A 15167-nucleotide genomic window follows, 5' to 3' on the forward strand; every position below is an offset into this window, starting at 1 on the left:
ACATTGTATAATCTCGCTGCGTGCGCTTGGCTTTTATCTTATCTCGATTTTCCATAATAAGTCTATTTTGTGTAAACTTATTGTAGGACGGGACAAACTAAAAAAGAAAAGCATTTCACTTCGAAATGCTTTTTTTGTGGTGTTGAAATATACTATTGCTGATTAATGTGATTATTCATTATGATATGACTTATTTTTAGGTTTAATTTTTAATGATTAATCTTTTAATTAACAATTTTTATTAATTATTAGTAAAATATAATGATACAGACGATGAATTTTTTTTCAGGAAAAATATTATATACAACGATTGTTTTGCTAAACATTTTTAATTTCCAATAGTAAAAAAGCTTCTTAAGGTTTTAAAATAATCATTCTTTAATTAATTTTAGTGTAGTTAACTGTTTGTTTTTCAAATAAATATTGGTTTGATATGTTAACTGTTATTAACATATTTGTCCCCATTAAATACTAAAATTGAAAAACATGAATGTGAAACTATGCATTATAACGACTGCTGCTTTATTCTTTACAGGGCAGGTTGTAATGGGACAAAAGAAAACGAATGATTCAATACAAGAAAAAAATATTGAAGAGGTTGTAGTAACGGGATATCAGAAGAAATCAAAAGATGAGGTGACTTCAGCAATTACTGTTGTTTCAGGTAAAGCATTATCAAATTTTTCCTCTTCCACAATGGGGACTAATGCTTTACAGGGTAAAGCTGCCGGTGTAGACATCGCTGCTTTAAATGGTAAACCAGGTGGAGGATCAATGATAAATATTTGTGGATTAGGGAATATTACAACAACTGTAGGGGCATCAAACCCTTTGTTTGTTATTGATGGGTTCATCGTAGGTAATGATCAGAGAGCGCAGGATGTTTTCAATTCCATAAATCCAAATGATTATGAAAATATATCTATTTTAAAAGATGCCGCCGCTGCTGCTATTTATGGATCGCAGGGAGCAAATGGTGTTATTGTTTTGACTACAAAAAGTGGAAAATCAGGAAAACCTGTTATTACCTTAAGTTCTCGTATAGGATTCTCTGAAAAAATTAAAGATATCAATTTCAGAATGATGAATTCTGCTGAAAAAATTGATTATGAGAAAAAAATGTTGGGCCTTGGAGTTGCAGGATACACAAACTGGACGGATGCAAACATGGCTTCGGCCTTAGCTTTAGACCATAATTGGCAAAAAGATATTTTGAGAACTTCTGCAATAGAATCTTATCAAGTTGGGATACGAGGAGGGAATGAAAAATCAAAATATACTTTCTCATTAGGCTATGATTCGGATAATGGGATTGTTGAAAATGTTCATGCTTATAAACGCTATACGGGGAGAATGAAGTATGAAGCCAATCCTACTGACAGATTGAATATAGGAGGTTCAATGGGCGTGAATTATACGATGTCTCAAGAAATAAGAGACAGAAATAATGCTCAAAATCCATTTAGAGCAATGTATTCTTATAATCCTTATGAGCCAGTTTATAATGCAGATGGAACTTATAATCCAACAAAGCAAGGTTTCCCTATTTTAGAGGCTTTAAAGAATAATCCTGAAAATATTAATTCTTTAATTTTTGACGGAAATATTTTTGCTCAATATAAAATTGCTAATGGACTGAATTTCAAAACTCAGCTGGGTGGCTACTTTAATAATATCAGAAGAACTTCTAAGACTTTAAGAGGTTCATATTTAGATACCATCTTAGGAATAAATGGGAGTGTTGTGGAGCAGAATCAAAATCGTTTCAGATATACAAATTCTAATACACTTAATTATGTAAAGTCTTTTGGTGATCATAGTTTTGATTTATTAGGATTAGTCGAATACACTGAATTTAGAAATGATTATATCAGCGGAACGGGTAGAAACTTTTCATCACCTTCTTTAAGCGAACTGGATAACGCTTCAACTCCTTTTGAAGTGAAAGGGTATAATGAGCTCTACAGAACCTTCTCTTATGGAGCCTTTTTAACCTATGACTATGCAAAGAAATATGTATTAACGGCTTCAATCCGACAAGATAAAGACTCGAGATTTGGTAAAAATAATACTTTGTCGGAGCCATTCTGGTCATTAAGCGCTGCCTGGAATCTTACCAATGAAGACTTCTTAAAGTCAAATGATGTTTTGTCGTTATTAAAACTTAGAGCTTCTATCGGAACTAGAGGTTACAATAATATTGGTCTCAATCTGAATAATGTATTAATGTCAGGAAGTAGCTACGGAAGTAATCCTACGATTTCTCCAAATGCTAATTATGGAAATGCCGATTTAAAATGGGAAGTTACTAAGTCACAGAATTATGGTGCTGAATTTGGATTCGTAAAAAATAGAGTAAGAGGTACTTTAGACTATTTCATTGATCAAAAAAAGGATTTTATCCTATTTGTTCCTAACCTTAGTTCAGAAGGAGGAGCTTATTCTCAGAGTATCAATGCGGGAGATCTTAAAAATAAAGGTTTAGAGGCTAGCTTATCTGTAGATATCATAAAATCTAAAGATTTTGTATGGAGTGTAAGAGCTAATACAAGTTTAATGAGCTATAAACTTAATAAGTTAAGAGATAAAGAAACAGAAAGAGTGGTTGGCTCAATCAATATGTTAAGAGAAGGTCAGGAGCCGTTTTCTTTTTATTTAGTTAGAAGTGCCGGGATTAATCCTGAAAATGGGAATGAAATTTATTATACAAAAGATGGAGGCACTACAGAAATATACAATTCTAATGATGCTGTTTTGTTAGAAGGAAAATCTCCACTCCCTAAATTATATGGAGGCTTTGGGACTTCATTATCATATAAAGGATTTGATCTTCAGGCTGATTTTACTTATAAATCAGGGAATTATACGTACAACTACATGGCACTTAATATGTTGAACTATGCAAATGGTACAACTAGTAATATGAGAGCCGACGCAGCAGATTATTGGACTGCACCAGGGCAAACGGATGTTTTGCCTAGACCGAATAATACAAATAATGCCCCAGGAGGTATAACTGGTCTGCAGACAACAGATAGATTTTTACAGGATGCTTCATACATAAGATTGAGAAACGTAAGTATAGGATATACTTTTGATAAAAGATCATTTGGGGAGTCATTCCCGGTAAATAAAATTAGACTGTCGCTTACTGGTCAAAACCTGGCAACCTGGACAAAATTCCAGGGAGATCCTGAGGTGTCAATTGGTTCTGGGGAAAATCAGACAGGGGCTGGACAGACATTTATTAACGGAGCTTTCGCCTTATACAGTTATCCGGCAGTAAAAACATATTTATTCGGAATAGAAGTAGAATTTTAAAAACACATAGAATTTATGAAAAAAATTTTTAATATATCGTTATTATCTCTGGTATCCTTATTTTCATTACAATGTAGTGATGATAGATTTGATGTTCTTCCAAACAATCAGGATTCTCCAGAAACGATTTTTACGACAGAAGCAAACTATAGACTGGTATTAGATGGAGCTTATGATGCCTTTAAAAGCCCTACATATTATAATGGCGATACGGGAAGCTCTATTATTTTGGGAGATGTATTGGCTGATAATCTTATATTAAATACACAGGGTAGACAAACTAATAAAGCGGCGTACGAATGGTCTTACACTCCTCAGAGTGGTGCTGTAACATCTTTATATTCCTCGGCATATTATGTAATTTCCAGAGCAAATATTGTATTAGATAACCTTAATAAAGTGCCTTATACTAATTACATGAAAAATGTAGAAGCCGAGGCAAAGGCAATCAGAGCGATAGCTCATTTCGATCTAGCGAGAGCTTATGCAAAAATACCAACACAAAGTGCAGACGCATCATCATCTTTAGGGGTGGCTTATGTAACGACTTTTGATCCGAATATAAAATTATCAAGAGATGCATCTGTTACTGTAACTTATGATAAAATTATCGCTGATTTACAGGAAGCTTTATCCAAAATAAATACTGATAACGGAACTATTGGAAGACTGAATAAAACATCTGTATTAGGTTTTTTGTCCAGAGTTTATCTGTATAAAGGAGATTACGACAAGGCTATACAATACGGAGAACAATGTATTTCAGCAAGCCCATCGGTAGGAGCAAATGCTAATTTTGTAAATATTTGGAGAGATGCGTCTGATGATGGAGAGCTGTTTTCTATTTTGAACGCTAACGTTAGTAATGATAATGTGAATGTTGGAGTGGCTTATAATCAAAACTCATCAGGAATTCGTTCAGAATATAATGTAAACTATGATTTGTTCACAAAATATGGAAGCTCAGATGTAAGAACCTCTGCATATGTTCTTACTGCTAACTTTGGATCAACTCCTTACAATAATGTCATAAAATATAGATCAAGAACAGGTTCCACAGTTGGTCAGGTTGTAGATGTTAAATTTTTAAGATCAGCAGAAGTATACCTTAATGTGGCAGAAGCATATATGAAATCGGCTACACCAAATCCGGTACGGGCGATTCAGCTACTTAATATTTTAAGAGCTCAAAGGTATTCATCTTATATTCCGGGAGCAGAAACAGGAACAAATCTGTTAAATGCTATTTATAATGAAAGAAGATTAGAGCTAGCTTTTGAAAACGATAGATTTTGGACAATCAAAAGATTAGGACAATCTGTTGTAAGATCAGATTTTGGATCAGCGGCTAATGGAGGAGGAGGAGATGCTCCTACAGGAGCATTGAAAACATTGCCTGCCAATAGTTTTAGATTTGTATTGCCAATCCCACAAGATGCAATTAACTTAAATCCTAATTTGGTTCAAAACCCAGGATACTAATAATTTAAAAGCTCTGCTTCGGCAGGGCTTTTTTTATGATCCCAAAAATAAAACTTTATCCTGATAGCTCTTTGGCGTCACGCCTACAAACTGTTTAAAGACTCTGGTAAAATAGTTAGCATCAGAAAAACCGGTTTGATAAGCCGTTTCTTTAATACTATTCTGGCTGGCTAACAATTCTTTTGCTTTGTTAATTCTTTCCTGCAGAATAAACTCATTCGGAGAGGTACCCAGTTCATCCTTAAACATTTTAAAGAAATTCGACTTGCTTACATAAGCCAACTTGGCAATGCTGTCAATAGACAGCTTCTGGTGTAGATTTTTTTTAATATAATCCACTGCAAAACCAATTCTTGACTTATTTTTAGCGATATTTTTTTCTACCATACTTCGTGCCTGAGTCTGCATCAGCCGGATTAGAAGTTCCTTTAGTGCAAAGTCTGCCATAATATCCTTTTGTGAATTATCATCCATTGCAATTCTCATAATATTGTTCGTGGCAGAAGCCAGAGATTGATTATTAAAAAGAAAGTATTCATCCAGTTCAATATTCCATTGAGAAGTTTCGTCAACTTTCGGAAGATGGTAGTTGAGATGATTCAGAGAATTCTCAATAAATTCAGGGTTCAGACTCAAAGAAATACATTGTGATGGCGTTTCATCAGCTTCAGGAAAATCAATAACCATAGTTTCTCCGGGCGATACCAGAACACTTTCTCCAGGAAAATAATCGAAATAACCGGTTTTATTATCAAGTTTCATATGCTTTTTCCCACGAAGCATAGCCGTAAATGCAATCGTCTCAAAATGCAGTTTTACGTCGAAAGCAGCCTTGTGAGTTTCATAAATGCTAAATTCACAGTTGTTTAGATTGAATTTTGTCTGATTTTCAATTAGGCTCAAAAGCTGATTTTCCTTCTTTAATTCAGGAGTATTTAATAAAAATTTATGATCATTCATCTCTAAACATTTTTTGTTGCCCGTTTACTCAAATATAGAAAATTATCAACGTATATAACTGTTAATGAAATGATAAAATTAGCAGTCTGCACGATTTTGATATTTTTTTATACGATTGTGCTATACGAATGTCAGCGGTAAGTGTAATTTGGCAATAGATAAAAATTAAAATTACACTAATATGAGCACTACAACACAACAGCAATCAGACACTCTTTTGAAGTGGCCTGAATTCAAAAACAGATATGATAATTATATTGACGGAAAATTTACAGCGCCGGTAAACGGACAGTATTTTGACGTTGTTTCACCAGTTGACGGCAGAAACTTCACACAGGCGGCTCATTCATCCAAAGAAGACTTGGAATTGGCTGTTAATGCTGCTGATAAAGCTTTTCAAACCTGGAAAGATACATCTTCTACACAGAGAAGTATTATTTTAAACAAAATTGCCGACAGGATTGAGGAAAACCTTGAATATTTAGCTACAGTGGAAACAATCGATAACGGAAAAGCGGTAAGAGAAACACTGGCAGCTGATTTACCTCTGGCCATTGATCACTTTAGGTATTTTGCGTCAGTAATCAGGGCAGATGAAGGTTCTCACAACGAATTGGATAAAGATACGGTTTCATTAATTGTTCACGAGCCACTGGGGGTAATCGCTCAGATCATTCCATGGAATTTTCCTTTGTTAATGGCAATCTGGAAGCTTGCTCCGGCGTTGGCAGCAGGAAACTGCGTCGTTTTAAAACCGGCAGAAAGTACACCTATTTCTATTATGGTTTTAATGGAAATCATAGGAGATCTGCTTCCTGATGGAGTGGTAAATATCGTTAACGGTTTTGGAGCAGAATTAGGAAGAGCATTGGTTACCAATCCAAAGGTTGCAAAAGCCGCTTTCACGGGTTCTACAGCCACGGGTCGTCTGGTAATGCAGTATGCAACCGAAAATATCATTCCGGTAACATTGGAATTAGGAGGGAAATCTCCAAATGTTTTCTTCAGTTCAGTGATGGATGCAGATGATGAGTTTTTAGATAAAGCGATTGAAGGAGCGGTTCTTTTTGCTTTAAATCAAGGAGAGATCTGTACTTGTCCGTCAAGATTATTGGTTCAGGAAGATATTGCAGATGCTTTCATTGCAAAAGTGATCGAAAGAGTAAAAGCCATTAAGGTAGGAAATCCATTGGATAAAACGGTAATGATGGGAGCACAGGCTTCTCAGATTCAAAAAGATAAAATTCTTTCTTACATCAAATTAGGAAAAGAGGAAGGTGCTGAGGTTCTTGTCGGAGGCGATGTAAACCATGTTGGAGAAGGTCTTGAAAGCGGTTACTACATTCAGCCGACAATCTTTAAAGGAAACAACAGAATGAGAATTTTCCAGGAAGAAATTTTCGGGCCTGTTTTGGCATTCACGACATTCAAAGATGAAGAAGAAGGTATCAAAATCGCTAACGATACAATTTACGGCCTTGGAGCAGGAGTATGGACGAGAGATGCACATCAGCTGTATAATGTTCCGCGTCAGATCCAGGCGGGTAGAGTTTGGGTAAACCAGTATCATTCTTACCCTGCAGGAGCGCCTTTTGGGGGGTACAAGCAGTCAGGAATCGGTCGTGAGAACCATAAAATGATGTTGGATCATTACCGTCAGACCAAAAACATGTTGATTTCATACAACAAAAACAAACTAGGTTTCTTTTAATTTTAAATATTAGGGCGTGCCCGTTTTCCCCGTCTCGGCAACGGGGAAAAACGGTCGGGCTATCCAGGGCTTCACTTCGTTTCGGTGCTCCGCACTCTCGTTTTTCAAACGAGACCCTTTCTATCCCTCACGTAAAAATATTCGTTCTTATCTGAACATTTCAGATGAGCAATAGATCTTATGTCTTTGCTGAGCCTTGTCAAGGTTCAAAACCTTGACAAGGCTTTTACATAAAAAATTGCAAGGTAAAATCCTTTGCAGTAAAACAATTGTCAATTTAAATAAACTAAAAGCTAACTCAAAAAAATCAAAATATTATGATTCCAAAAACAATGAAAGCAGCGGTTGTTCAAGGCTATGGACAACCTTTAAAGATAGAAGAGGTGCCTGTAAAAGTACCGGGAAGATATGAAGTATTGGTCAAAGTAATCGCCTGTGGAGTTTGTCACACCGATTTACATGCTGTTGATGGTGACTGGCCTGCAAAACCAAAAATGCCTTTAATTCCGGGGCACGAAGGAGTCGGAATTGTGGTGGCCTGCGGACCTGAAGCTCAGGTGAAGGAAGGAGATGCTGTTGGAGTTCCATGGTTGTATTCTGCCTGCGGATGTTGCGATTATTGTATCACAGGTTGGGAAACATTGTGTGAAGCTCAGAAAAATGGAGGTTACAGTGTCGACGGAGGTTTTGCTGAATATGTAATTGCTGATTCAAGATATGTGGGGCATTTAAAATCAGATGTTAACTTTTTAGAAATTGCTCCCATCCTTTGTGCGGGAGTGACGGTCTATAAAGGTTTAAAGGAAACAGAAACAAAACCGGGAGAATGGGTTGCTATTTCAGGAATCGGAGGATTGGGACATGTTGCGGTACAATATGCAAAAGCAATGGGAATGCACGTTGCGGCAATTGATGTTGCAGATGATAAGCTGGAGTTGGCAAAAAAATTAGGAGCAGACTTAGTTGTTAATGCAAAAAACACAGACCCAGGTGAATATCTACATAAAGAAGTCGGCGGAATGCACGGCGCATTGATTACGGCAGTTTCTCCGATCGCCTTCAAACAGGGAATTGATGTATTGAGAAGAAAAGGAACGATTGCCCTGAACGGACTTCCTCCCGGTTCTTTTGAACTTCCGATTTTTGAAACAGTGCTGAAAAGAATTACCGTAAGAGGATCGATTGTAGGAACGAGAAAAGACCTTCAGGAAGCATTGGATTTTGCCAATGAAGGATTGGTGAAAGCAACAGTGACTTCAGCAAAACTGAAAGATATCAATGATGTTTTCGATAAAATGAAAAAAGGGCAGATTGACGGTAGAATTGTACTCGATATTGCCGGAAGTGCCAGCTAAATTATGATGAGTTTTTTTAAGATTCGGCGAAATGAAATTTCGCCGAACTTTTTAACTTTATATAAAAAATGTCATTGCGAGAAACGAAGAAACGAAGCAATCTCAGTAAGAATAGAATTTTTAGTTATTCAATAAAATAAAAGAATATGCAAACCAAAATATCACGGCTGTCAGCCACAGAAAAGGCTTTAGAAGTCATCTGGGAGTTAGAAAAAAAATATGGTGATCTGATGTTTTATCAGGCCGGTGGTTGCTGTGAGGGTACTCAGCCTCAATGTTTCGAAAAAGGAGGTTTCTTCCCAAGAATGAATGATGCCATGATCGGAACACTTAATAATCATGAGTTTTGGATAGATCGCGACCTTTTTGAATACTGGAAATATTCACATTTCACCTTAGATGTTGTTGATGGTTTCGGACCGGGTGGATTTTCTTTGGAAACACCTTTAGGAAAGACATTCAAAGTGATTTATAAGCTTTTTACTCCTGAAGAACTTGAAAATTTGGAACCAGTTAAACGCAGTGAATAATTTTGAAGAAACCTTCATAACTAAACATACTTTGTGTATAAGATAAATCAGAGCCACAAAGTAGGGCATAAAATAGGATAGGGTGAAATCCTGTGTAAAATAATATAAAAATTCAGACGATTATATTTAAAAAATTCATGTAATTTTTGCCTAAACAATAAATCAGACCTTCACAAACCGATTCACAAACATCGAAGCCACCAATTGCCCAACAGCGTTTAAAACCGTTGCCAGAGGATCTACCAGAGTTCCGATAATCATTACTGCAGGAATGGCCTCCTGTGGTAACTTATACACAGAGATCATCAGCATTTCCCCGATATATCCGCCATTTGGAATTCCGCCTGCAACGATGCTTACAAAAACAGTAATTCCTAATGCCAAAAGTAAATTCATCGGATCAAAAAAATCTCGTCCTATGATTAAAAATGCAACATATATCTTTATAATAGATGACATTGACGAACCGTTTTTATGTAAAGTTGTTCCAATCGGAATTACAATATTTGAAATCTGACTCGGAACGCCGATTTTTGTAGCAGCCAGTAAATTGGCTGGCATTGTAGCAAAACTGCTGCAGGTACTTAAAGCGGTTAATGTCGGATAAATGGCATTTGTCCAGAAGCTTTTCACTCCATTCTGACCCTTTGCCATAAAGGCATACAGTGAAAAAAATACTAAGAAATACACAATTCCGGCAATATAATAAAGCCCTAAAGGCTTAGCATAAAATCCAAAAAGCTGAGGTCCCAACGTGGCCACCTGATATGCAAAGTAGGCCCCTAAACCGATCGGTGCAATTTTCATGATTAATAAAAGGAGTTCTTTCATGACTTCATATCCTGAAGCGATAAAAGCTCTGAAAGCCTGTCCCTTTTCCCCCGCTTTTCTGGCCGAAAAGCCCGTCATGAAGGCAAAAATCAAAAGTGCAAGCATATTTTGTCTCGAAAAAAGCTGCGTAAATTCTCCAACAGTAAAGAAGCCGACAATTCTGTTGCCCCAACTGTCATTATCAGATGCTGCTTCTACAACTTCCTTGCTTCCTGAAACTCCTGAAACCGGAAAAAGATAGACTGCACAAATGGTGAAAATGGCTGCTGTTAAAATGAAAAACAGAAAAGTAAAAGCCATCGTTACCATGATTTTTCCAAACTTCGACTGCTGTTCCAATGAGGCAATAGAATTGGAAACCGCAAAAAAGACCAATGGAACGACACTCACAAAAAGTAAGTTCAGGAATATATCTCCTAAAGGTTTTATGTAATCAACAATGGAGGGTGCAACGATTCCGATGATGCTTCCAACAGTGATTCCGAACAATAAAAGTATAATTCCTGAATAGTTTTTTAAGACTTCTTTCATGCGTGCTTTTTAATCAAAGATAGCTTTATTTTTAACATTCCGTTATATTAATTTCAGGCATAAAATTCTTAAATTTGAGTAAATATCGTTTCTATGGCTTATATAGATTACTATAAAATTTTAGGCGTAGATAAAAGCGCAACACAGGAAGACATTAAAAAAGCGTATCGGAAACAAGCCAGAAAATTACACCCTGACCTTAATCCCGATGATAAAGAAGCTGAACGGAAATTCAAAGAACTGAATGAAGCTAATGAAGTTCTCAGTAACCCAGAAAACCGTACTAAATATGATAAATACGGTGAAAACTGGAAACATGGCGAAGAATACGAAAAAGCTCAACAGCAACAACGACGACAATATCCGGGAGGTCATGCAGGTGGAGCATTCTCTGGTGCTGACTTCGGGGAGGGAGAGGATTTTTCAGACTTTTTCCAGAATATGTTTGGTGGAGCTGGAGGTGGCTTTGGCAGAAGCACGAGGGGAAGTGCTTCAGGGAAATTTAAAGGCCAGGATGTGAATGCAGAACTTAATTTAAGTTTAAAAGAGGCGGCAACAACGCATCAGCAAACGTTTGATATCAATGGTAAAAAAGTAAGAATTACAATTCCGGCGGGAGTGTATGACGGGCAGCAAATTAAGCTGAAAGGTCATGGTAATCCCGGTTTTAATGGTGGTCCGAACGGTGATTTGTATATTACGTTTAATATTCCGGCTGATTCCAATTTTGAACGAATCGGAGATGATCTGAAAACAAAAGTCTCGATTGATCTGTACTCTGCTGTTTTGGGAGGTGACGTAAAGGTGGCTACTCTGGACGGAAGCGTCAATCTTAAAGTTAAACCGGAAACACAAAGCGGAACAACAGTCAGACTGAAAGGAAAAGGATTTCCTGTCTACAAAAAAGATGGGCAGTTTGGAGATTTGTTTGTGACCTTCGATGTGAAATTACCAACAAATTTGACTGAAAAGCAGAAAGAACTTTTTGAACAACTTAAAAATTCCTAAGCCATGAGTGAAAGAATATCGCGGGAAGAACTCGTAAAAATATACAATATTGAAATCACTTTTTTTGATGAACTGGTAGATTCCGGGTTGCTGAACATTCAGACGGAAAATGAAATCCGTTACCTGATGTACGAAGATTTACCATCTTTTGAAAGGTTTACCAATTGGCATTACGATCTCGAAATCAATCTCCCAGGTCTTGAGGTTATTCATGAAATGCTTCAGAAAATGGAAAATTTAAAACAAAGAAACCGTGAACTGATCAGTAAACTTTCAGCAATTGGGGATGATTTTGTTGATGGCTGATGGTTGTTGGTTGCTGGAAGTCCCGAAGGACGAATTAGGTCAGGGAAGGATGTAATGCTATCATTGTTTGAATTGAAGAATGCAATCCTATTGAATATAGATGTGAATTTCTAAATTTTTCATTTAGCTTTGCACACAGAAATTAATAATTATGAGTGAAGAAAAAGTGATCGTTTTAAAACCTGAAAGACAGGACTTCGAAGAAATATATTTTAGTGGAAATCAGGGGAGTTTATTTTTTTCGTCGACAACGAAAGGAAAAATGGTTACTACGATTGTAGTAGGATTGATTTTGTTAATAATGTTTTTCTTTAAAGATGATTTTACAAAAGAAAAATTCGGAATTTTATATTTTGTCAGTTTCCTGTTTTTACTTTGTGCAGTTTTTCTTTCTGTAAGTATCAACAAGGTTTCAATATGGAAAAAACAGGTGAACGGTTATTTGACTAAACTTGAAAACTGTAAAGTCTATGAAATCACATTCGATCAAAATTTCTTTACCGTAAATATTGATCACGAAAAAGAAACCAGTGAATGGAAAGATTTTCAGTATTTCGACAGTACTGAAAAATATATAGCCTTGGAAGGAAAATACAGCTATATGTTTCCGAAAAAATCAATGAGTGAAAAAGATTATAATATCTTAAAACAGACCGTAAAGAAAAATATCAAAGAATAGCATAAAAAAACTCAGAGCATTTCTGCTCTGAGTTTTATTTTTATAATGAAAAGCTGATTAATCCAACCAACCCATTTCTTTCATCCATTCATCGTTGTAAATTTTCCCAACGTATCTTGAACCGTGATCGTGAAGAAGTACAACAATCACATCATCTTTTGTAAACTGATCTTTCATCTGAATCAAAGATGCAATCGCACTTCCTGCAGAATATCCACAGAAAATCCCTTCCTCTTTAGCTAATTTTCTGGCATAAACAGCACCGTCTTTATCCGTTACTTTCTCAAAATGATCAATGACAGACATATCATAATTTTCAGGAAGAATATCTTCACCAATACCTTCTGTGATATAAGTGTAAGCATTTCCTAAGTTAATTTCTCCTGTTTCATGAATTTCTTTCAGAATTGAACCATAGGTATCAACACCAATTACTTTGATATCAGCATTTTTCTCTTTAAAGAATGTACCACAACCGGTAATCGTACCTCCTGTTCCGGCACCAACCACAAAGTGCGTCAGCTTTCCTTCCGTCTGTTCCCAGATCTCTGGAGCCGTTGACTCATAATGAGCCGCTCTGTTGGATAAGTTATCATATTGATTGACATACCATCCGTTTTCCGTTTCTTTCGCTAATCGTTTGGAAACTGAATAATAAGAACGTGGATCTGTAGGCTTTACGTCTGTTGGACAAACAATTACTTCAGCTCCCACGGCACGAAGGATATCACATTTTTCTTTTGACTGTTTAGAGTTGGTTACAAAAATACATTTGTAGCCTTTGATGATGGCCGCAAGAGCCAGCCCCATCCCTGTGTTTCCGGAAGTTCCCTCAATGATGGTTCCACCAGGTTTTAATCTTCCATCTTTTTCTGCGTCTTCAATCATTTTCAGGGCCATTCTGTCTTTTACAGAGTTTCCCGGATTGAAAGTTTCAACTTTTGCCAAAACTAAGGCAGGAAAATCATCACCCAAAACTTTATTAAGCTTTACCAATGGTGTGTTCCCGATAGTTTCAAGTATGTTGTTTGCGTATTTCATAAATGTTTTTTATAACCGGGCAAAGATACGGCTTTAAAATTATTATTCGAGTTAAGGGAGCGTTAAAGAAAATCAATTTAAAACGATGGAATGATACCAAACAAAACCTCATAGATTACGGAGACCTATGAGGTTTGGATATGTAAAATATATTTTTTAAATAATTGCCGTAGAAAATATTAGTTATATTTAATCGCCTTCACAGGAGAAATTTTACTGATCAGATAACTGGGAATAATTAATGCCAGACCTGAAATAATTAAAATTCCTACAGAGATAGAAACAATCGCAATAGGATTGAGGTCTACAGGAACAGTGCTTACATAGTAGTTTTCGGGATTCAGTTTAATGATACCGAAGAATTTTTGAAGCAGAATTAGCCCTAAACCGATCGCATTTCCATATAACAGCCCCGGAATCATAATAATCAGCGTGTAATTAATGAATGTTGCTCTGATCTGAGAATTGCTGGCTCCTAAAGTTTTTAATAAACCGATAGAATTTGTTCTTTCAATGATTAAAATTAAAAGAACCATGATAATATTAATAACCACTACAATCAGCATAATAATGATAATTAATGCGATATTCGTATCAAAAATACTGATCCAGTCGGTAATCTGAGGGAATTTTTCAGTAGCTTTTTCAGCATAATTTTTATACCCTATTAAACCCTCAATTTCAGGAAAATCACTGTCGATATCATTTACATTTTTTAGAAAAATATCAATTCCTCCGATATCTTCAGGCTTCATATCCTGAATCTTTCTTACGTGATTGATATCCCCGATGACGAACTGCTCATCAATCATTTTGATATCAGTTTTGTAAATTCCCAAAACTTCAAATTTTCTGTAAATGGGTTTTTGATCAGCTTTGGAAAAGATAGTCACAATGCTGTCTTTTACTTTTAGGTGAAGGTCATTAGCTATTTTCTGTGAAATAGTGACTCCATTATTGTAGCCTGTACCGGTAATTTTCGGAGTAGTTCCTGCGATAAGAAATTTCTTAAACCGTAAGCTGTCGAAGTCTTTTCCGACTCCTTTAAAAATAATACCTGCAAAATTATGTTCATTACGCATGATTCCTGTAACGGTAGCATATTTTTGAACACTTTCGACATCAGGAAGATCTTTAATTTTTTTTATGTCCAATCCCTGATTATCAAGAATTGAAGTATTGTATGAAGAGTTGGATTTTGTAGATCGTACCGTAATATGGCCACTGAAATCTGCTAATCTCTCTTTAATTGCTTTTTTGGAGCCGAATCCTGTTGCAACAGTGATCAGAGAAACAATAATTCCCAAAGCTACAGAAAGCCTGCCAATAAAGATGATAACTCTCGAAAGGTTATTTTTGTTATCTTTGGAAAACGCTATTTTTCTAGAGAAATATAAAGGAAATTTCAAGCT

At 36.1% G+C, this 15167-nt stretch carries 12 protein-coding genes; 8 read left to right on the forward strand and 4 right to left on the reverse strand.

Annotated elements, in window-relative coordinates; translation table 11 throughout:
- Positions 1–486 precede the first annotated feature (486 nt).
- Positions 487–3321: a SusC/RagA family TonB-linked outer membrane protein gene (locus M2373_RS19985; protein WP_259113028.1), complete on the forward strand. Its 2835-nt coding sequence runs from the start codon at positions 487–489 to the stop codon at positions 3319–3321.
- Between the two features lie 15 nt (positions 3322–3336).
- A complete protein-coding gene (locus M2373_RS19990; RefSeq protein ID WP_259113029.1) occupies positions 3337–4803 on the forward strand; it encodes a RagB/SusD family nutrient uptake outer membrane protein in 1467 nt (488 codons plus the stop codon).
- A gap of 33 nt (positions 4804–4836) precedes the next feature.
- Here M2373_RS19990 and M2373_RS19995 read toward each other — a convergent pair whose 3' ends face one another.
- Positions 4837–5763: a helix-turn-helix domain-containing protein gene (locus tag M2373_RS19995; protein ID WP_259113030.1), complete on the reverse strand. Its 927-nt coding sequence runs from the start codon at positions 5761–5763 to the stop codon at positions 4837–4839.
- Positions 5764–5944: 181 nt separating this feature from the next.
- On the opposite strand from M2373_RS19995, the gene M2373_RS20000 reads away from it, so the two are divergent.
- The 3 genes from M2373_RS20000 to M2373_RS20010 all read left to right on the forward strand — a co-directional run bounded on the left by M2373_RS20000 (position 5945) and on the right by M2373_RS20010 (position 9359).
- Positions 5945–7474, forward strand: coding sequence for an aldehyde dehydrogenase family protein (locus M2373_RS20000; protein ID WP_259113031.1), 1530 nt, complete (start codon positions 5945–5947; stop codon positions 7472–7474).
- Between the two features lie 317 nt (positions 7475–7791).
- Positions 7792–8829 carry an alcohol dehydrogenase AdhP gene (gene adhP, locus M2373_RS20005; RefSeq protein ID WP_259113032.1) on the forward strand — a complete coding sequence of 346 codons (1038 nt, stop codon included), beginning with the start codon at positions 7792–7794 and terminating at the stop codon, positions 8827–8829.
- A gap of 146 nt (positions 8830–8975) precedes the next feature.
- The gene (locus M2373_RS20010; RefSeq protein WP_259113033.1) at positions 8976–9359 is read left to right on the forward strand and encodes a DUF779 domain-containing protein; all 384 of its coding nucleotides are present in this window, start codon (positions 8976–8978) and stop codon (positions 9357–9359) included.
- A gap of 162 nt (positions 9360–9521) precedes the next feature.
- On the opposite strand, the gene M2373_RS20015 is transcribed toward M2373_RS20010, so the two are convergent.
- Positions 9522–10721: a dicarboxylate/amino acid:cation symporter gene (locus M2373_RS20015; RefSeq protein ID WP_259113034.1), complete on the reverse strand. Its 1200-nt coding sequence runs from the start codon at positions 10719–10721 to the stop codon at positions 9522–9524.
- A 93-nt stretch (positions 10722–10814) separates the two neighbouring features.
- Here M2373_RS20015 and M2373_RS20020 point away from each other — a divergent pair, with 93 nt between their 5' ends.
- The 3 genes from M2373_RS20020 (at position 10815) to M2373_RS20030 (ending at position 12714) form a co-directional block, all read left to right on the forward strand.
- Positions 10815–11729 carry a J domain-containing protein gene (locus tag M2373_RS20020; RefSeq protein WP_259113035.1) on the forward strand — a complete coding sequence of 305 codons (915 nt, stop codon included), beginning with the start codon at positions 10815–10817 and terminating at the stop codon, positions 11727–11729.
- Between the two features lie 3 nt (positions 11730–11732).
- The gene (locus M2373_RS20025) at positions 11733–12035 is read left to right on the forward strand and encodes a chaperone modulator CbpM (protein WP_259113036.1); all 303 of its coding nucleotides are present in this window, start codon (positions 11733–11735) and stop codon (positions 12033–12035) included.
- A gap of 151 nt (positions 12036–12186) precedes the next feature.
- Complete coding sequence (locus M2373_RS20030; protein WP_259113037.1) at positions 12187–12714, forward strand: YcxB family protein; 528 nt, start codon at positions 12187–12189, stop codon at positions 12712–12714.
- A gap of 57 nt (positions 12715–12771) precedes the next feature.
- Here M2373_RS20030 and M2373_RS20035 read toward each other — a convergent pair whose 3' ends face one another.
- Complete coding sequence (locus M2373_RS20035) at positions 12772–13755, reverse strand: PLP-dependent cysteine synthase family protein (RefSeq protein ID WP_259113038.1); 984 nt, start codon at positions 13753–13755, stop codon at positions 12772–12774.
- A 179-nt stretch (positions 13756–13934) separates the two neighbouring features.
- On the reverse strand, positions 13935–15164 hold the full coding sequence (locus M2373_RS20040; RefSeq protein ID WP_259113039.1) for an ABC transporter permease: 1230 nt from the start codon (positions 15162–15164) through the stop codon (positions 13935–13937).
- Positions 15165–15167 lie beyond the last annotated feature (3 nt).

It is taken from the genome of Chryseobacterium sp. JUb7 (assembly GCF_024806495.1).
Taxonomy (GTDB): domain Bacteria; phylum Bacteroidota; class Bacteroidia; order Flavobacteriales; family Weeksellaceae; genus Chryseobacterium.